This is a genomic window from Methylophaga sp. UBA2496 (assembly GCF_002341635.1).
In the GTDB taxonomy this organism is placed as follows: Bacteria; Pseudomonadota; Gammaproteobacteria; order Nitrosococcales; family Methylophagaceae; genus Methylophaga.
Genome location: NZ_DDOK01000004.1, coordinates 83370 through 103255, shown reverse-complemented (window position 1 = coordinate 103255; position 19886 = coordinate 83370). Strand labels below are relative to the sequence as shown.

Annotated in this window: 16 protein-coding genes and 2 tRNA genes; 9 read left to right on the top strand and 9 right to left on the bottom strand. The window is 44.9% G+C overall.

Going from position 1 to position 19886, the window contains the following annotated elements; genetic code table 11:
* Positions 1-6: 6 nt before the first annotated feature.
* The 3 genes from B2W60_RS03645 to mfd form a co-directional block, all read right to left on the bottom strand.
* Positions 7-876 carry an ATP-dependent zinc protease gene (locus B2W60_RS03645; protein ID WP_292362569.1) on the bottom strand — a complete coding sequence of 290 codons (870 nt, stop codon included), beginning with the start codon at positions 874-876 and terminating at the stop codon, positions 7-9.
* A 90-nt stretch (positions 877-966) separates the two neighbouring features.
* Positions 967-1734 (bottom strand): methyltransferase domain-containing protein, encoded by a 768-nt coding sequence (locus tag B2W60_RS03640; RefSeq protein WP_292362570.1) that lies wholly within the window; start codon positions 1732-1734, stop codon positions 967-969.
* Complete coding sequence (mfd, locus tag B2W60_RS03635) at positions 1734-5264, bottom strand: transcription-repair coupling factor (RefSeq protein ID WP_292362665.1); 3531 nt, start codon at positions 5262-5264, stop codon at positions 1734-1736. Before mfd ends, B2W60_RS03640 begins: the two co-directional genes overlap by 1 nt.
* A 79-nt stretch (positions 5265-5343) precedes the next feature.
* Between mfd and B2W60_RS03630 the strand changes: the two genes are divergently transcribed.
* The 8 genes from B2W60_RS03630 to azu all read left to right on the top strand — a co-directional run bounded on the left by B2W60_RS03630 (position 5344) and on the right by azu (position 11299).
* Positions 5344-5553 carry a hypothetical protein gene (locus B2W60_RS03630; RefSeq protein WP_069295918.1) on the top strand — a complete coding sequence of 70 codons (210 nt, stop codon included), beginning with the start codon at positions 5344-5346 and terminating at the stop codon, positions 5551-5553.
* A 12-nt stretch (positions 5554-5565) separates the two neighbouring features.
* The gene (gene uvrC, locus B2W60_RS03625; protein ID WP_292362571.1) at positions 5566-7407 is read left to right on the top strand and encodes an excinuclease ABC subunit UvrC; all 1842 of its coding nucleotides are present in this window, start codon (positions 5566-5568) and stop codon (positions 7405-7407) included.
* 52 nt (positions 7408-7459) lie between these two features.
* Positions 7460-8017, top strand: coding sequence for a CDP-diacylglycerol--glycerol-3-phosphate 3-phosphatidyltransferase (gene pgsA / locus B2W60_RS03620; RefSeq protein WP_292362572.1), 558 nt, complete (start codon positions 7460-7462; stop codon positions 8015-8017).
* A 38-nt stretch (positions 8018-8055) separates the two neighbouring features.
* Positions 8056-8130, top strand: a tRNA-Gly gene (locus tag B2W60_RS03615).
* Positions 8131-8207: 77 nt separating this feature from the next.
* A tRNA-Cys gene (locus B2W60_RS03610) sits at positions 8208-8281 on the top strand.
* A gap of 186 nt (positions 8282-8467) precedes the next feature.
* Positions 8468-9094, top strand: coding sequence for a hypothetical protein (locus tag B2W60_RS03605; RefSeq protein ID WP_292362573.1), 627 nt, complete (start codon positions 8468-8470; stop codon positions 9092-9094).
* 339 nt (positions 9095-9433) lie between these two features.
* Positions 9434-10426: a hypothetical protein gene (locus tag B2W60_RS03600; RefSeq protein ID WP_292362574.1), complete on the top strand. Its 993-nt coding sequence runs from the start codon at positions 9434-9436 to the stop codon at positions 10424-10426.
* Between the two features lie 423 nt (positions 10427-10849).
* On the top strand, positions 10850-11299 hold the full coding sequence (gene azu / locus B2W60_RS03595; protein ID WP_292362575.1) for an azurin: 450 nt from the start codon (positions 10850-10852) through the stop codon (positions 11297-11299).
* 60 nt (positions 11300-11359) lie between these two features.
* Here azu and B2W60_RS03590 read toward each other — a convergent pair whose 3' ends face one another.
* The 4 genes from B2W60_RS03590 to B2W60_RS03575 all read right to left on the bottom strand — a co-directional run bounded on the left by B2W60_RS03590 (position 11360) and on the right by B2W60_RS03575 (position 14157).
* A complete protein-coding gene (locus tag B2W60_RS03590) occupies positions 11360-12130 on the bottom strand; it encodes an EAL domain-containing protein (protein ID WP_292362576.1) in 771 nt (256 codons plus the stop codon).
* Between the two features lie 55 nt (positions 12131-12185).
* Positions 12186-12626: a BLUF domain-containing protein gene (locus B2W60_RS03585; RefSeq protein ID WP_292362577.1), complete on the bottom strand. Its 441-nt coding sequence runs from the start codon at positions 12624-12626 to the stop codon at positions 12186-12188.
* A 144-nt stretch (positions 12627-12770) separates the two neighbouring features.
* Positions 12771-13769, bottom strand: coding sequence for a PA2778 family cysteine peptidase (locus tag B2W60_RS03580; protein WP_292363959.1), 999 nt, complete (start codon positions 13767-13769; stop codon positions 12771-12773).
* A gap of 10 nt (positions 13770-13779) precedes the next feature.
* Entirely contained in the window at positions 13780-14157 is a 378-nt protein-coding gene (locus tag B2W60_RS03575) for a DUF6627 family protein (protein WP_292362579.1), read from the bottom strand.
* 491 nt (positions 14158-14648) lie between these two features.
* Between B2W60_RS03575 and B2W60_RS03570 the strand changes: the two genes are divergently transcribed.
* Positions 14649-17411 carry a sensor domain-containing diguanylate cyclase gene (locus tag B2W60_RS03570; RefSeq protein ID WP_292362580.1) on the top strand — a complete coding sequence of 921 codons (2763 nt, stop codon included), beginning with the start codon at positions 14649-14651 and terminating at the stop codon, positions 17409-17411.
* 2 nt (positions 17412-17413) lie between these two features.
* Here B2W60_RS03570 and B2W60_RS03565 read toward each other — a convergent pair whose 3' ends face one another.
* Positions 17414-18457 (bottom strand): TIGR01620 family protein, encoded by a 1044-nt coding sequence (locus B2W60_RS03565; RefSeq protein ID WP_292362581.1) that lies wholly within the window; start codon positions 18455-18457, stop codon positions 17414-17416.
* Entirely contained in the window at positions 18457-19866 is a 1410-nt protein-coding gene (locus tag B2W60_RS03560; protein ID WP_292362582.1) for a YcjX family protein, read from the bottom strand. Before B2W60_RS03560 ends, B2W60_RS03565 begins: the two co-directional genes overlap by 1 nt.
* Between the last annotated feature and the right edge of the window lie 20 nt (positions 19867-19886).

Below are 19886 nucleotides of genomic sequence, written 5' to 3'. Positions count from 1 at the left end.
GGATCCTTACTCTTCGTCTGTTGCTTTTGGGTTGGCCTGTTTGGCTTTTTTGGGTATGGCTGATGCGCGATCTTTCAGTAACTCAGGTTTAGGCTGAACATTTTTCTTCGCAACATCCACTACAGCGATATCTTTTAAAAATTCACGACCCAGCAGAATCGGATAGCTCATATGCGATCGGTCGGTCAAGGTGAATTCTGCCGTATCAGTCATATTTCCAATACGAATGGTCAGTCTGACGACGGGACGTTTATCAATTTCGTTTGTGGACGATTGGCGGATATTGGCCGTTCTGGCTATTGGCGCTTCCACTTCATAGCTGTTATCACTGCCTTCCTCCGGAACGATGGTAAAGCGAGCCCATTTCTGACCATCCCGTTCCAGGGTTACGATATCCTGTGCAGTTAATGATGACGTAGTGGCTCCGGTATCTACACGCGCGGGGAATACACGATTCACGGCTTCAATCCATAGCCATTCGGTTTGCCCCAACACTAATTTATCGTTGAGAGTCATTGGTGCCGGGGGAGGACAGCTCTGGGAATCAATAGGCTGAACAGTTTGTGCTGCTTGAACTACTGCGCGTTGGGCGAGTTTTTCATTAAGCTGAACGACCTGTTCATTAATCTCATCTAACTGTTTACGGGTAATTTGCTGCTCTTTGGAAAACGATTGCAGTCCAGCCTGGTGCTTGTTCTGGTTATCAATGATTTTCTGGCATTGTTGACGGAACTGCGTTTCTAATCTGGATTCACTGTCGCTTAAAGCTGATTTTAACTGTTCGTTAGAAACACTGGGACGAGTCTCGTTTTGAATACAAGCTGTGGTGAACAGGCTTGATACTAATATGATGAGTGGTAGTTTATGTTTGAACATGTTTTTCCTAAATCTTTAAACGGACTATAACGTCAAAACGCTTTTATCAAGGTAAAATTGATAGAACTGCATATTATGAAGTAATCCTTACTAATCCGGAGATTTTTTCTCAATCAGTAAATGTACGTAACGTCCCATGTCACGGTAGGTTGGCATACGGCAATATTGGTGCTCTAATGCCAGTAATTCCTGTTCATTTGTCTGGTTTCGGCTCTCAGAGTTCAAATAATCGCTGAACACACGAATTCCACTGTGCTGAATAATTTCAAAACCATTATTTTGTAAAAACTGAATTATTTCATTTGGATATTGTGGAAAGGGCGGACTGAGCTTATTTCCGATACCAATATAGCGATCATTGAGGATTGGTTCCAGTCTCCAGCCACCGCGAATGACATTTTTGTAGACCATGGCGTTGCGGTTGTAAAACATCAGTGACAGATAACCACCTGTTTTAACGCGATCCATTACCTGTTTCAGGGTCTCCAGGGGACTTGCCAGCCATTCCACTACCGCATGGCAAATCACCAAATCGAAGTTGTTTAACTGCGGGGATAACATTTGAATGGAGGTGTGATGAAAACGGGCCTGCAACTTGGCTTCAGCAAAATGTTGTTGTGCCTGCGCCAACAGTTTTCCAGAAATATCACATAAGGTCATTTGATGACCAAAGCCAGCCAGCCACAAACTGATTTGTCCGGCGCCACAACCGGCATCCCAAACGTTTAGGGATGTTGTCTGGGTAAACTGATGCAGATCCTGTTTGAGAATATCCAGCCGCAACTGACCTTTGAGGGTGTCATAAATACGCGCATTAAAACGCTCAGCCAAATCGTCAAAATTACGATCCTGTTGCATCAGGCGGCCGGCTTGAGCAGATTATCCAGCAGTGAATCAATCGCCAGAATGCGGCTTTCGGCATCCGGCATGTTATCGGTAAAACGTAATTTATCCTGACCATCCAGTTTGAAACGGGAAGGTTGTTTTTGAATCAGCTGGATGATGGTCATCGGTTCCACCTGAGGTTCTTTATCAAACAATAAGCGACCACCTTGGTCATAAACATCAATCTTACGAATGCCGATGGTTTTAGCTTTAAGACGTAACTCATGGACGGCAAACAGGGTTTGCACCGGTTCAGGTAACAAACCAAAGCGATCAATCATTTCCACCTGCAGTTCACGCAAGGCTTCCTTGTCTGCGGCAGCAGCAATGCGTTTATATAACACCAGACGGGTATGCACATCGGGCAGATAATCTGACGGAATCAATGCCGGGACATGCAGATCGATTTCCACTGTATGGCGAGCCATATTATCCAGATCCGGCGTTTTGCCGGATTTCAACGCATTGACCGCGCGTTCCAGCAGTTCGTTATATAAGGTAAAGCCGATTTCCTGCATCTGGCCGCTTTGTTCATCACCCAGTAACTCACCGGCACCCCGAATTTCCATATCGTGAGTAGCCAGGGTAAAGCCCGCACCTAAATCTTCAATCGACTCAATTGCTTCCAGACGTTTAATCGCATCGGCTGTCATGGCCTGTTGCGGTGGTGTGATCAGATAAGCATAGGCACGGTGATGCGAACGGCCCACACGACCGCGGATTTGATAAAGCTGGGCCAGACCTAATTTATCGGCTCTATCAATAAAGATGGTGTTGGCGGTCGGCACATCGATACCGGTTTCAATAATGGTGGTGCAGACCAGCACATTAAAACGCTGATGGTAAAAGTCGAGCATGACCTGTTCCAGCTCTCGTTCTCGCATTTGCCCGTGCGCCACGGCAATACGCGCTTCCGGCATTAAGGTTTCGAGTTCGCGTGCTACCCGATCAATGTCTTCCACTTTGTTATGCAGGAAATACACCTGACCGCCACGTTTGATTTCACGCAGCATACCTTCACGGATTTTGTCGGCATTCCATTGCAACACAAAGGTTTTAATGGCTAAACGGCGTGCCGGGGCAGTGGCAATAATCGATAAATCACGAATGCCGGAAATCGACATATTCAGGGTGCGGGGAATCGGCGTGGCGGTAAGCGTTAATACATCGATCTGGGCACGGTATTTTTTCAGTTGTTCTTTCTGGGTGACGCCAAAACGGTGTTCTTCATCGAGCACAAACAAACCCAGCCGCTTTGGATCGATATCCTGCTGCAATAGTTTATGTGTACCAATCACGATATCAGCCGTCCCTTCAGTGATCGCCGATTTGACATCATCCAATTGTTTCTTGCTACGGAAGCGTGACAAAACTTCAACCCGGATCGGCCAATCAGCAAAGCGATCTTTGAAGTTTTCATAATGTTGCTGAGCAAGCAGGGTAGTCGGCACCAACACCAATACCTGTTTGCCAGATTGAACAGCCAGGAATGCCGCACGCATGGCGACTTCAGTTTTACCGAAACCAACGTCACCACACACCAAACGATCCATAGGCGTTTCCGATTGCATATCGGCAATCACGGCATCAATCGCATCCTGTTGATCCGGCGTGGTTTCAAACGGGAAGGCGGCCGAGAAAGCTTCATATTGTTCATCTGGCGACTGCATTGGCGGTTTTTTATTGGCCGCACGTTTGGCATAGATATCCAGTAATTCTGCCGCCACATCACGTACTTTTTCGGCAGCACGACGACGCGCTTTTTCCCATTGGGTGGTGCCAAGTTGGTGTAATGGAGCCAGTTCCGGGGCAGAGCCGGAGTAACGGCTGATTAAATCCAGCGAAGCCACCGGCACATACAATTTGTCACCTTTGGCATATTCGAGTGTTACGTATTCGGTCGCTACATCGCCGACATCAAGTGTCTGCAACCCCAGATATCTGCCTACACCATGATCTTCATGGACTACCGCATCACCAATCGTGAGTTCGGCAAGGTTACGAATAATGGCATCGGAATCCCGCTTTTTACGGCTGCGACGACGGCGTTGCATAACCTGTTGGCCAAACAGCTGGGTTTCAGCAACAACCGCAATATTTTCAATCTGTAGCAGCAAGCCCTGTTCGAGCGGTGCCACGGTAATACACAGCGGCGCGCTATCATTAATAAACGCATCCCAGTTGTCGACAACTTTCGGCTGCAGCTGGTTTTTACGCAGCAGATCCAGCAGCGTTTCACGGCGGCCAGCGGATTCGGCGGCGATTAAAATTCGCCCAGCGAATTTATCAATAAATTGATGCAGCGCTTCGCAAGGACGATCTTGTTTGGAGTTGAGCGGTAAAGATGGCGGTATTACCGTGGCATAGTTGCTATTACCGGCTGAGCCATCTAATTCAAAATTCTGACATTGCAGCCGTTGCCATTGCTTGAACTGACTGAATAACTCTTCAACAGGCACAAACACATTGATCGGCGGTAATAAGGGTCTTTCCGGATCAACACTATGCTGGCGGTAACGGATTTGGATTTCCTGCCAGAACTGTTCTGCGGCATGGAAGGTATCATTGAGCTGCACTAACAGTGTGTTATCGGGCAGGTAATCGGTGAGTCGGGCGGTTTGCTCGAAAAACAACGGCAAATAAAACTCGATACCGCCCGGCATATTACCGGCACTGACTTCGCGATAAATCAGACTGCGTTGCGGGTCGCCATCAAAAAACTGCCGGAACTGTTTACGGAATAAAGCAATGCTGTCGTCATTCACCGGAAATTCGCGTGCCGGTAATAACTGGATCTGATCAATATTATCGATAGATCGCTGGGTTTCCGGATCAAAAGTACGCAGGGTGTCGATCTCGTCATCAAACAAATCAATACGATAAGGCTGACGACTACCCATTGGAAATAAATCTATAATCGCACCGCGAACCGCAAACTCACCGTGTTCGATAACCTGCGCCACATTACGATACCCGGATTTTTCCAGTTTGAGGCGCCATTGTTCGATATCAAACTGATCGCCGATTTTCAGCTCAAGATGATTGCCATCGAGAAACGATCGGGGCGCAATGCGTTGCATCAGGGTAGCAATCGGGACCAGTAAAATGCCATGATTAAAATCGGGTAAATGATGCAATGTCTGCAGTCGTTCGGAAACAATATCCTGATGTGGCGAAAAACTGTCATAAGGCAGCGTTTCCCAATCCGGAAAATGCAATATTGGTAATTCGGCATTACCCAGATAAAAGCGGATTTCCAATTCCAGGCGATGAGCACTCGCCACATCATCAGTCACCACCAATAATGGGCCGTCATGTTGCTGAGCTGCTTTTGCTAACAATAATCCCTGTGCACTACCGTATAATTGTCCGGCACGAAGTTGATCTTTGGCTGATACAGGCAAGACAGGCTGAAGCAGGTTGGCTGGCAAAAGTGATACCTTGATAGTTAAATGAGAAAGCGCATTATTTTCCCATACTTGACCAAGTACAGCATCCAGCATTTTCAAACAAGATAATGTCCTTACAAACAATAAGTGTTAATGCTATAGTCAAAATTTTGCAACGAAGCGGAGATGGAACATGGTGAAACGGACGGAAAATGTTGTGTTATTAAAAGTAATTGGCACTGCTGAGTTATTAGCTGCCCTGGCCATGTTTTATTTTTATCACGAAAATGTTCCAGCAATAATCGGTGGATTAATTTTGTTAGGCTTGTCGGCCAACAGTTTTTACCAGGCGCACAAATGTTATCAACGTCAATATTCACCCAGAAAAGACGATAATTCTTAATTACGAAATTTAATGAGTCAGGCTGAAAACCCCACAAAAGAATTCCAATTCGATCCGGTCAGTTTTGTAAAATCACTTACCAGCCGGCCTGGTGTCTATCGCATGATCGATGCGGAAGGTACCGTTATTTATGTCGGTAAAGCCAAAAACCTCAAAAAACGTGTAGGCAGTTATTTTCGCAGCAGTGGTTTAACCAGCAAAACACAGGTGATGGTTGCGCAGATCGCGGCGATTGAGACCACCGTTACCCATACTGAAAACGAAGCCCTGATACTGGAAAACAACCTGATCAAGGAGCTGATGCCACGTTACAACGTGTTATTGCGTGATGATAAATCCTACCCATACTTATTGATTTCTGGTGATGACTTTCCACGATTAAGTGTGCATCGCGGTGCCAAGCGTAAAAAAGGCAAATATTTCGGACCTTACCCCAGTGCCGGTGCCGTGCGTGAAAGTCTGAATCTGCTGCAGAAACTGTTTCCGGTGCGTCAGTGTGAAGACAGTTATTATCAAAACCGCAGCCGGCCTTGTCTGCAATATCAAATCAAACGTTGCACGGCACCCTGTGTGGGGCTGATTTCTGAGAGTGATTACCAAAAAGATGTGCAGCACACCATCATGTTCCTGGAAGGAAAAAACCAGCAGGTTATGGATGAGCTGAGTAACCAGATGGATGTCGCTTCGCAGAATCTGCAGTTTGAACAAGCGGCTTCTATCCGCGACAAGATCATCAGCCTGCGACGAGTTCAAGAACGACAATATGTCAGCTCCATGCAAGGCGATTCTGATGTGCTGGCCGCGATTGTGCGTGATGGTCTTGCCGTGGTGGAAGTCAGCTTTGTTCGTGGGGGCAGAAACTTGGGCAGTAAATCCTATTTCCCCAAAGGTTCATCGGATCTGACCGAGTCAGAATTGCTAACCGCGTTTATCCCACAGTATTACTTAGGTAAAGATGTACCTGCCGAAATTCTGCTCAGCCATGAAGTGGAAGATGCTCAACTGTTACAAGATGTATTGCAGACTGAATCCGGACATAAAGTCATCCTGCGAAAACCGCAACGTGGACATGCAACCCGATGGCTACAAATGGCCATGACCAATGCCGAGATTAGTCTGACGCAGCGAATTAGCAGTCGTTCCAATCTGATGCAGCGTTTTGAAATGCTGCAGGATGCGTTGGCTCTCGATGAATTGCCTAAACGCATTGAATGTTTTGATATCAGTCATACCCGTGGTGAGCGCACAGTCGCTTCCTGCGTGGTGTTTGGTCTGGAAGGCGCGATTAAAAGTGACTACCGTAAATTCAATATTGAAGGCATTACGGGGGGCGACGATTATGCGGCAATGAATCAAGCCTTAAGCCGACGCTTTACCCGTTTGAATAACGGGGAAGGCAAACGTCCGGATTTATTATTGATTGATGGGGGCAAAGGCCAAATCAAAGAAGCTCAGGAAGTACTGGCTGAATTAAATTTAAGCGATTTACCAATTTTGGGTATCGCCAAAGGCCCGGCTCGTAAACCCGGCGAAGAAACATTATTTCTGGTTGGTCGTGCAGGCGAAGTTACTTTATCTGCCGATTCACCGGCATTACATTTATTACAGCAAGTGCGAGATGAGGCACATCGTTTTGCCATCACAGGGCATCGGCAACGTCGTGCCAAAGCACGAAAAACTTCCTCATTAGAAGATATTGCAGGGCTGGGACCAAAGCGTCGACAAAAAATATTGCAGCAATTTGGTGGTCTTCAAGAGGTTAAACGTGCCGGAGTGGAAGACCTGCAAAGAGTGGAAGGCATCAGCGCCGCTCTGGCTCAGAAAATATATGACCTGTTCCATCCGGACAATTAAATGCTGCATAGTGCTAACATAGGTATTATCTGTAGTTTTTAACGACATTAATATGCTGAATTTACCAAATCTGCTCAGTCTGCTCAGGGTCTTACTGATACCTGTTCTAGTCATACTGTATTTTGTTCCTAATCCAAGTGCGACCGTTTGGGCAACCGTGGTGTTTGTGCTGGCGGGCATTACCGATTGGCTTGATGGTTATCTGGCCCGGCGCATGAATCTCACGTCACCTTTCGGCGCCTTTATCGATCCGGTAGCCGATAAGTTAATCGTTGTGGTCGCGTTATTGTTGATTCTTTATAAGTCACCGGTCTGGTTTATCTTGCTGCCAGTGATTGTCATTGTATTTCGTGAAATCACCATTTCCGCATTACGTGAATGGATGGCTGAAATCGGTGCCCGTCATGTGGTTCAGGTTTCCTCGATCGGCAAGTGGAAAACGACCTTTCAAATGATTGCCATTGGCTGTCTGATATTCTATAAACCGCTGTTTGGATTACCGGTTTTTGAGATTGGCGTGGGCCTCTTATACATAGCCGCTTTACTCACATTGACCTCAATGATCAGTTACTTGAAAGCAGCCTTGCCAGTGTTGGTAGATAAGGGTTGACAGAAAATATTAAGTGCCTATAATGCACGTCTTCCTAAGCGGGAATAGCTCAGTGGTAGAGCACAACCTTGCCAAGGTTGGGGTCGCGAGTTCGAATCTCGTTTCCCGCTCCAAGAATAAAAAAAGCCGCGGTCAGTCCAAGTCACTACTGCGGCTTTTTAGTTTTGGATAGCTTAAGATGAAGTACCCTGGCTGGGTGGCAGAGTGGTCATGCAGCGGACTGCAACTCCGTTAACGCCGGTTCGATTCCGACCCCAGCCTCCATTTAAAACACCATACCTAAGGCGCTTACAGCGCTTTTTTTATGTCTTCTGTTTTTGCATTCCCACATTATTCAACAGTACTTATTTAAACAAACCCTGGCCACTCATCTATTTTGTATGTAATCCACTTACTCAAATATGCTATAAATTCTCCATCATAAATTTTGACTGGAGCAAGGCGATAAAAATGGATTTTTCACGAGTGACTTTCCCGATTAAAAACTTTATCAAAAAGCCTTTGGTCGCTGCCGGAATAGGTTTTATGGTATCTGTGCCGGCTGAAAATGCTTATGAGTCGGGTATGGCATTGATGTTTCCTGATTTGTTTGATGTGAGCGTTCAGGAGGTTATTGATATTCAACAATCTCAGTTTGGTGCATTGGAAGACTCTATTCAGGAACTCGCTGAACTAACGGTAGGAAATGCTGAAGCTCAAAACGTGATTAGCCAGTTGAGTCAAAACCTTAATCAGGCGATGCAAGCCAACCAATCCTTAACCAGTAAACTGGAAACGGTCGCTCATGATCGGGAAGTGCTTAGAAAAGAACTGTTGAATAAAAAAGGTGGGGATTTGATTCCAACTATCGCTTTGCCTGAGTTCCAGACTATTTATTACCCTGATTTAGGCGTATTAGCGTTACGGGATTACTATCAATCAAGTCGCAGTATTATCTTTACGATTAATGATCAAACTAAAAGGTTAAATGTGGGCGACAGCATTAAAATTGAGCAGGGTAATCAACTGTGTCGTCTGGTTTATCGTGGCATGCATGATGGTAAACATGGAGTGGAAAAAATCTGCAACAAAGCGTAATTGTTTTATTCAGCAATAATCTGGAAAACGTTATGTGTTTTGGCCTTAGTTATTTGGGATCCCTTAATCGTTCACGCCTTGCTTAACCAAAAAATAAACCGGCTATACGTCGGTTTTTTTATCTATGTGTTAGCTGAACGGTTTTAACGGGTTTAAAATCAGGACCTGTTGATCGTTTAGCGTCATAACAAAGGCACTTATGAAAGAGCAGCAGCCCCTAGACTTGATGGGGCCATATAATGGTTTACTGTGTCTTTAAACCTCAAACTAAACTAGTTTGTAGATGGTCTTACAGGCATACTGCAGTTCAGTTTTAATTCAATTTTGTTGGAGACAGCAGTGTTCAAAGTCAAAAAAATCATTTATGTGCCCCTGGCAATCATCGCGATTGCACTTGGCGGAGCGCATGCGGTCGCCAATAATCAGGCTAACCAGGCTGCGCAGGAATTGGTGGACGAATTAGTCACCAGAATTAATCAGAATGGTGGCCAGGTTGAAGTCGGTGAAGTGGCTGCGAATCCATATAACAAAAACATTTCAGTTAAAGATGTATTGGTTACTGATGACGCCGGTCGTAAACATCAGATTGGTTTACTAACACTGAGTGAGATTGAACTGAATCAGGAGCAGGATTTCATTTATGCAATGAATATTTCGACTCAGGATGCGTTATTTACCGTGACGGGTGGTGATGGTACGCCAGAACAGGAACAATCACTGGTGGATACTTTGCGAATCTTGGGGATTAACGAGGATAAAATAGGCCACAATCAACGTCTTGCTTATCGTTACAAACCGGTGGAACGTCAGTTAAGCCTGAATTTGCAGAATCAGTTTTATAATCCCGAACTGACAAAAAAAGACGCGGCTCAATTATTCTCAATGAATCTGCATACTGATTTCAGTCAGATCCCTGATCTGGAAAGTCAGATGCAGCGGCTTAGAAATAATGAGGATATGACAACAACCTCGGCCGAGTGGATGCAGACTGGCTTGATTAAAGCCTCTATCGAGTTTGAAGATCGTGGTGCCTGGCAACCGTTAATCGAGGAAAACGCTAAAAAAGCGGGTGTCTCACCAGAGGTTTTCAAAAACCAGTTGAAACAGCAAATGCTGCAGCAGTTTTCTGCATTACCGGCCATTTCGGCTGATTTGCAGTCACAATTAACTCAGGCCAGCACCCGTTTTATCGACAGTGATAAGCCTCAGGTGGAACTGGATATTAATTCGAAAAATCCACAGGGAACAGGTCTGATGATGACCTTTTTGGCCATCATGATGTCACCTAATGCATTGGAAAATTATTTTGACATCCAGGTTAAAGCGGACTAACAGAAATACTGTTATCTGTTCAGTTGCAACCTGACTTTAAGGGCCTGGTTGTCGTCTGGAAAGCATGATTTTCAATAGTGCCGGTGTTTCTCGGATGAATACAGGAACACTTTCTCAATCTGTGTTGACCTATTGTTATCATTAAAATCTGCTCTCTATAATGAGAACGATTATTATTAAGAACCACGGTTTCATCAGTTTATTTGATAGATAAACTGTCACCAACTGCAGAGGATGATGGTGAGATTTAATCATTCAGCAAAGTGGTGGGTCAGTTGCAGAGATCTGAATGGGATGAAACGGATTAGCATTAATGATGAATCATGTATGCACGCACACAACACGTTTAATTGATAACTGAATTTTGTTGGTGTGCTTATCTTGTGAAGAAGGCAATGTTGCCGGAATTATTGGGAGATCAAAATGAATAAGAATCGTTTGTTAGCCGCTGCTGCCGTATTTATGTTGTTGCCGTTTACTGCATTTGCCGATGAATGTGAATTGGTCATTGAAGGTACTGATCAAATGAGTTTCGACAAGAAAAAAATGTCGGTTCCTGCCAGCTGTGAAACCGTCAAGGTTACGCTTAAACATACTGGCTCAATGGCAAAAGATATGATGGGCCATAACTGGGTGTTAACTAAGACGGATGATATGCAGGCAATTGTGAAAGAAGGTGCTGCCGCAGGCCTGGATAATAATTATCTGCCAGAAGGTGATGACCGTATCATTGCTGCCACGGAAGTGATTGGCGGTGGAGAAACATCAGAAGTTGAATTTTCTACTGAAGGACTGGCTGGTGAGAAGCTGACTTTCTTCTGTTCATTTCCTGGACATAGCGGCATGATGAAAGGCCGTTTTGAAGTAAAATAAACAATGACCTCCCTCCAGAATTTAATTTGGAGGGAGGTTTTTTTTATTTCTTTATTTCTGTCAGCGATAAAGTGCGGGATCAACGTCTGGCAACGCTTCAAACTGTGGTTTGGCAAAATAGTAGCCTTGAAATAAAGCCACGCCCTGATCCCGTATGAACTGAAACTCTTCAATCGTTTCCACACCCTCGGCAATCACGCTTATTTCCAGATCATTGCAGGTCATGATGATTGAACGCACGATGGATTGTCGAACTTTATCGGTATTAATGTTCCGAATCAGTGCCATATCGAGTTTGATAATGTCAGGCTGCCAATCAGCAAGTAGATTTAATCCGGCATAACCCGATCCAAAATCATCAATTGCCGTGGTGAAGTTATGCCGTTTGTATTCATCGAAGATATTTTTCAGGTGATTGTTGTCGTTTACTTTTTCCACCTCAGTGACTTCGAACATTAAATTCTCAGTCGGAAAATTCATCACCTCAGCCGCTTCCAGTGTCGCCCTGATACAGGTTTCAGGTCGATATACGGCATTCGGGAAGAAGTTGATGCTGAGCATACCCTGCAAATCCAGTTGTTTGGCCATCTGGATGGCCTTTACCCGAATGGTCTGATCAAATGAGTAGCGGTTGGTATCGTTCAGTTTGTCCAGTATTGTGTAGGCAGGCTCATTATTCACACCTCTGACAAGTGCTTCATAACCAAAAAGCTGTTTATCCTTAATATTAACAATCGGCTGGAATGCCATTGAAAAACTGAAATCCAGTCCACCACCTTCTAAACACTTATTACAACCTAACGGTTTGAAATTGGGCATTTCAATAGTCATTTGATTCGTTTTCTCTCTTTCTTTGTTCGTATATTGTTCGTATGGTCAGGTGATATCAGATAAATAGAGTCTGATCAGCATTTTTCTGGGATGGGCTATTCAGATAATGTTTCAGCTGAAAAGCAAATTTATCGGCATTATCACTGGATAACTTTTCAGGTAACTCCTGTCTCAGCCTGCGCATGTTACCTTGACTGATATCAATGTAGCCCATTGACCAGTCGTTAAAAATGTATTTATTGCTAAGGCAGATATTAATCAGTTTACAGTCATAATGACGGTCATCATCAAGGATTTTTTGATAGAGTTTAATGACCGCTGTTTCGGGACCTTCAAGTACCTGAATAAAATCGGAATGGTTATAGCAGAGGATGCCATGGATCTGGATTTGCCAATTGTTTTGTCGACTCTGTTGCAGCAGCTTTGTTAAATCGATTTCTGATAAACGCTGATGGGTTTTGCTGCTGTACAAAATTCTCAATAAGCTTTTTGTCAAAATACGGCATCCTGATAGTCATGACGAAAAGCTGTCGCATACCATTTCCGTCAATATTTCAGTTTAGTTTATGTCAGGGAAAGTACTACCACAACCTTAAACATGCATCAGACAGATCGCTAAGATTGTTCTGTTATCCGGTGATCAGTTTATACAGGATATGGTTGGACAGGTTTTATGGGAAATCGGCTCCAAGGCGAACATTTCCTGAAATGTAGACTGAATATTTTGATCGTCAGGTGCCAGTCGTATTGCACAGGCTGCGGAAGCCAAAGCGGTTTGATGACAGCCCATCGCCTTTAACGTATATGCCCGGTTATTTCTCAGTGAGGCTTCTTGCGGGAATTTTTCTGTTAATTGGCCATATATGGTATCGGCTTTAACAAAGCTGTCTTGTTGATAATACAGATTGGCCAATGCAATTCCGGGTTGTTTATTATCTGGCCAATGCGACATTGCTGCCTGGTAAGCTTGTTCTGCTGTAGCTGACTGACCGGTTTTTTCAGCGTCATAAGCGGTCTGTAACCAGACGGCCAGATTGGCAGTGGATGGAATATTTTCCGGTTCAACGATGACCAGGGCCCAATGTTCAGTTCGTGCCCAGGTACGTTCAAAGGTTTGCAGAGTGGTTTGCCAGCGTTTGGTTTCTCCTGAACGCAGGATTAACTCACCTGAATCGATATTAAAACCCACTACTACGGCGTAATGCCAGAAGGGTTTCCAGTTATATCCAAGGTTTTGCATAACCAGAACCGGATTGCCGGCAGCGACCTCTGTCAGTAAATCTTCCATATCAGGTGCTAACGGGTAGGGCATTAAACCCTGCTTGCGGGTGGCTGCAATCATTTCTATCTGCAGACTGCCTTGCTTTTCCGGGATATATACCTGTTCGGTCAGGGTGTCAGGCAGGATGTCTATGCCACGGTATTGCATAACAGTGGCTAAAGCGGCGGGACCACATTGATACTGAGTCTGGGGGAAAAAAGGCACATCCTCCAGTTCAACCATACGGGGTTCAAACGCCTGCTGGTTTAGTTGATTGGTTTGCGGTGTATGACTACAGGCTGGGAGGATTAAACTCAGTAGTAATAAAACACCCAGCCGGAGCTGGGTGTTGGTAATGCCATAACCTTTTTGCATCATTGAAACCAGACTATCTGACCGGTCTGACAAATGGGAATATATCGGTTGCACCAATGGCATCGGTAATCACAAATACAACAAAAATAAGCACAATGGCACCAAGGATCCCGCCGGCTGGCATATCATTGATTTGCTGATTTAATTGGGCAATTTCAAAATCAGTCATGCTGTTGATGCGATCCTGGACTACTTCAGGAGCGACCCCCATTGATAATAATTTTTCCTGAACATCATCACGATCCAGCATCGAAAATAACTGTTCACGATCATATTCGGATTGCTGTGACTGAATCACATCCGGCGTAGTGATCATGGCGGCCTGCACCGGTAAGGTGACGCTTCCAAAAAAGCCCAGTAACGCTATCCAGGCGAATATTTTTTGTTTCATGTACATCCCTCCGTTGGTTTATATCAGGTCAAAAACAAAGACCATAACTGAGCTTAACATGAGTTTAAGATAAGCACTATAACCTATGTAATAAAGCCCCAGAACCCCCAGTTCTGATTGAGAAAAATCCTTCAGCCACTACTCTTATGTATCTGGAATAATCATAAAGAAGTCTGGACAGGTAATGCTCCAGATAATGTTTTGTTCGTAAATTCTGAACGGACGAGACTGAGAAAAATACCCGATAAATTAATTTGGCTGCGCCTTGTTTGACCTGATTTCAGTTCACTGCTGACGCAAACTTGAAAGCACAGAACACCCATGGACATAGCCAGTTGTTAAACTGGGTATGTGATGAAGTTCCTTGGGTTTTGTTATGCTGTACAGGTAGAATTTCTGCATATCTTGCGTAAGGAAAAGCTTAAGCAAAAATAGTGAAACCGCTTTTCGATAATAACGGACAGCATAGTATTCAACGGATCTGAATTTTAATGGAGCTGACGACTATTCGTACTCATCAGAGTTTATTACTCAAACCTTTTACGCTGGTGACATCATTTCTGGCCTTTCTATTTGGTTTGATCGTGACATTTTTTGTGGCAGGAAAAATGGCCGAAACAGAGTATGTTCGGCTCGAAGCCGCATATACACTGACATTTAACCAGGCTGTCAATGCTGTAGTCGGAAAAATAAATGCCTACGAGGAAATGTTGCGTGCAACTCAGGGGCTTTTTTATGTTGCGCCCGATTTATCTCGAAATGATTTTGCCAATTTTTATCAGAGTCTGAAACTCGAAGAAAACTATCGGGGTATTCAGGGACTGGGTTACGTTGTTGCCCTGACTCCAGAGCAAAAACAAACGCATATCAATGCCGTCAGGCAAACCGACTTATTGAGTTATGACATTTACCCGCATGGTAAGCGTGATCAATATTCTTCAAATCTGTATATCGAACCTATGACCAACAAAAATAGGCGGGCGCTGGGGTTTGATATGTATTCCGATGCCACCCGCAAGCAGGCAATGGATCGTGCGGTCAGTACCGGCAGAGCCACCATTACCGAGAAGGTTCCTTTGAAGCAGGATGGCTCACCCTCAACCATTAATGGCTTGTTAATGTACCTGCCGGTGTTCATTGATCCCAGTGAGTCTGAACGGGCAATAGAACAGCGCACTATTCCCTCAGGATGGGTTTATGCGGTGTTTCGGATTGATGATGTTATGCAGGATGTACTGGCGACACATAAACATATCGGTTCACTCAATATCTACGACGATACAGATGAAAACCTGGAAGGTTTATTGTTCACCCGAACGGGAACGACATCCAATGTATCCTTCAGTTTGCAAAAAAGTTATGAAGTCGGTGGTCGGTCCTGGTCTTTTGTTGGTCAGCCTGATCAAGAGTTTGTCAGTACCATTTCACGCAATAACCGCTTAATAACCTGGCTAATCGGCAGTGTTATCTCGTTATTATTTGCTTTGGTGATTGCCGCAATTGCTAAAAGCCGTGCAAATGCCATTCGTATAGCCTCTCAAATGACTCAATCATACCGGCAGAATGCCCGGCGTCTGGCGCTGGCAACGGAAGCCGCTGAAATCGCGATTTGGGAGTGGGATGTGGAAACCAATGTCATACTGTTCGACAGTATGGCTAGCACGGTGTTTGGTTTGCCAGCCGGATCCGACCGATTGGACTACAGTGGCTTTGAGAAGTTGATTCATGAGGCGGATCTGCTTGCTTTTCGCGTTGCTGTAGAAAAAGCCATTCAACAGCATAAAGCGATCGAAATCCGTTTCCGAATTCATCATGGCGATGAGGTTCGGATGTTACACACTTCTGCAGAGTTGTATTTTAATGAGGCGGGTCAGCTCTTATCGTTGGTTGGCGTAAGCTACGACATCACCGAAGACTGGCAACATCAGAAATTGATTCTGGAAACCGAGCAACGTTGGAAACATGCTCTGGAGGGTAGCGGTGCCGGCGTCTGGGATTGGGATGTTGCCAATAATGTTGTGGTGTTTTCAGATAAATTACTGGATATGCTGGGCTATGCTCCGGGCGAAATCATTGGTGATATGGAGCATTGGATGAATTTAATTCATCCTGAGGACAACGAAAGGGTATCTGCTGATATCAAGAGTATGCTCAGTGGTGCAAAACCGGAATATCGTAATGAGCATCGTCTTCTCAGCAAAGATGGCAGCTGGAAATGGGTGCTGGGAAGTGCCACGGTAGGTGAACGTGATGCGCAGGGAAATCCCATTCGTGTCATTGGTACCAAAACCGATATTTCATGGCGGAAACAGGCTGAGCTGGCACTGCAACAAAGTGAAGAACGGTTCCGTAATGCATTTGATACCGCAGCAATTGGTATGGCGATTGTCGGTCTGGATGGTCGTTGGGTAGAAGTAAATGGCGCGCTCTGTCGTATGCTGGGATACAGCGAAGAAGAGTTGATGGATAAAACATTTGTCGATGTTACCCATCCAGACGATCTGGACTTGGATATGGACTATGTTCGAAAGTTACTCAATGGTGAGCTCGAACACTATCAGATGGAAAAACGTTATTTCCATAAAACCGGTGATGTGATTTTTGTTTTACTCAGCGTTTCACTGGTTCGGAATGAAAAAGGCGAGGTCATTCACTTCATTTCACAGATTGAAGATGTAACCGCTCGCAAATCCGAATCGGATCGCATTCGTCAAATGGCCTATCACGATACATTGACAGGATTGCCAAATCGTCGCTTGTTTGACGAGCGTATCAGCCATACATTAGCCCATGCCAAAAGAGTGGGATATCCCATTGCGCTCATGTTTGTTGATATTGATCACTTTAAACAGATAAATGATCAGCATGGACATGATGTGGGGGATGAGATCCTTAAATCGGTAGCAGACAGAATGACATATTGTTTAAGGCAGACCGATACGTTAAGCCGGGTGGGTGGCGATGAGTTTGTGATTCTGTTGACAGAAATTAAAAAGCCGGATGATGCTAAAAAGGTCGCGGGACATATTCTGCAAGCGGTTTCTGAGCCGTTGCATGTGCAGACTCATGACTTTCGTATTTCACTGAGCATCGGTGTCGCGATCTTTTCAGGTGATGATCAAACCGAGACGGTCAGTGAGCTAACCAAAAAGGCTGATATGGCTTTATATGAGGTAAAAGCTGCCGGACGCAACGGGGTGCAGGTATTTGGTTCAAATCACCTTTTCTCTCAACCGGAATTGTCAGAACAGTAGTGTTAATCGGAATCCTGTTCTGCTGTCAGCTTGGTTAATTTCCTGCGTAACAGGTTGGCGAACATATTCAGTTTGGGTTTTTCGTCACTGGAGAAAGCAATTGGCCGGATATGTTGCATCGCATGGATACCAATTCTGGCCTGATAAAGACCCACGCCAAATCCCTGTGCCACGCTGCCGAGAATTTTGCCGCCTAGTCCGATACCCACCTGTTCAGAGAAAAAGCTGATGCCGGCCTGACTGGCATAACTGCCCAAGGCTATTTTGGCGACGCGAAGGTTTAAACGCCATTGAGCCAGACGATTTAATCTTACGCCATAAACGATATTTATCTGATTGATCATTTTCAGTGTTTTCCAAACCACCAGTAACGAATCTACTACAGCGAGCTGGCTGACGGCGATCAGTGCGGCACTGCTTATGCTGGTTCGTTCAATAATGCTGATGGCCTGTTTATCGAGCTGTTTATAAAAATCCTCACTGATACGATTGACCACTTCGCTATCATTCAGATAATCCGGCAGCCTTTTAATACTAGGCGTTAACATTTCAGCCTGGGGTTGGTCCTGATAGAATTTTTCCAGCGAATGCAGCCATTTTTTTGCATTGCCAGTATGTTGTTCATGCTTTAATCGTGCAGCCTCTTCCCGAATCAGATCTGCCTGTTTAAGGTGTTTCTGGTTTCGGCGGAACACCAGTAATTGCTGCATCACCAAGCCAGCCAGAAACAGTGCAAAAGCACTGAATGTTATTCCAAGTACTTTACTTTGTTGCCACAGCATTTGAGCAAAATCAGCAATGTCCCACGCCAGCATAGTGATTAATACAATAAACAGCGTGATGATCAACCACTTTAAACCGCGGTTGCGCCGGGCTGGAATCAGCAAACTATCGTCAAAATCAAGCAATGGATCGGCTTCAACCGAATCGGGAAGTATCGTTTCGTTATTTTCAGCAATTACCTTGAAAAAAGTTTCGGTTTTATCCGAAGTGTGCGGTGCCTGTTGCTGGGGTCTGGATTTAAAATAATCGTCTGTGGAAGTCATTAAAATTTATCTCCAATCAAATCACGCAGCACTTTATCCATGCGGATATGCGCCAGACGGCCGCCAATCAACAAATCAGGATTTACTGGCGCTCTCAGAACAGGTGGATTCCATTGCGATAATTGCTGCCATTGCGTTGCATCAGGCAGTTGATCCGGAATAGGCGGATGACGCAGTTCACCATATTGACCATCCAGCAATCGGGCTGTCAGGTGATCACTGTGATCGTGGGTACTGCGAACAGCTGCAGCAATTTCGGTTTCAATTTCAATACGATTTCTGATCGATTGCGGGCAGATATGGCTAATGATTTCATCACATAGCCGACGTAAGGATTCGTGCTGATTCATTAAAATCCGGTCTGGTTTAGATGCCAGAAACAGAATTTTCTCTACCTGAGGGCTGAACAGTCGATTAAGGAATGCATTATTGCCAACACGATAGCAGTCTATAATTCGACTGAATGCGATCACCATATCGTCGAATTTTTCCTTGCCACCGCTTAATGCTTTTAATACGTCTATCAATACTACCTGTCGGTCTATGCCACGAAAAAATGTTTTGTAAAAAGGCTGAACAAACGCTTTAAGGTAGGTTTTATAACGTTGCTCCATGACTTTGTATAAAGAGTCATCGGCCGCTTTATTCAATTGTTGTTCTGAAAGCGTTTGCAGATTAAATAATGGGATAAACACCGGAAAGTCTCTGCTGTCAGACAATAATGCCCGTCCGGGTTGGATAAAGGTCAGCCCGGCTGTTTTGCAGGTCACCAGAAAATTCCGGTAACGGACAAACAATTCATTAATCTGCTGCTCATCAAAGGTCGCGAGCGGATCCAGCGTATTCAATTCGGCTTCCAGATTTTCCGCCAGTCCGTGACGGATCCCTTTCGAACATAATGCGGCAGTGTCCAAACTCCATTGACGATAATCCTGTTGCAACATGGCGATATCCAACAGCCACTCTCCGGGGTAATCACGCAACTCCAGGGTAAATCGCCGGGTCTCTCCGGTAAACGTGGGCAACATGGATTTTTTTTTGTATTCAATGACCAGACGACAGCCACTTATATGCGTTGTTGAGGGCGGCCAGAGTGGCGGATCATCAGCTAATGCCCGGATGCCCTGCTGATAATCAAACAAAGGCAAATCATCCAACGCCTGTAACTCCACACCGAGTAAGCGTTCATCTCTGGCAGGCAGGAAACCACCTAAATGGGCATGGTTGGAATATTTAAGCTGGTGAATAAGACTGGTGATAAAAGTGGACTTGCCACTACCGCTGAAACCAGTAATGCCAATACTCAGGTGTTTATCCAGGCTGCGCGCGACCCATTTACTGGCTTGCTGATCTATTCCATCAATGGTTTTATTGAGCCGCAGGCCGAGTTTTTCAATCTTTGAGTTCATAGTCATCAGCTTACATCAGT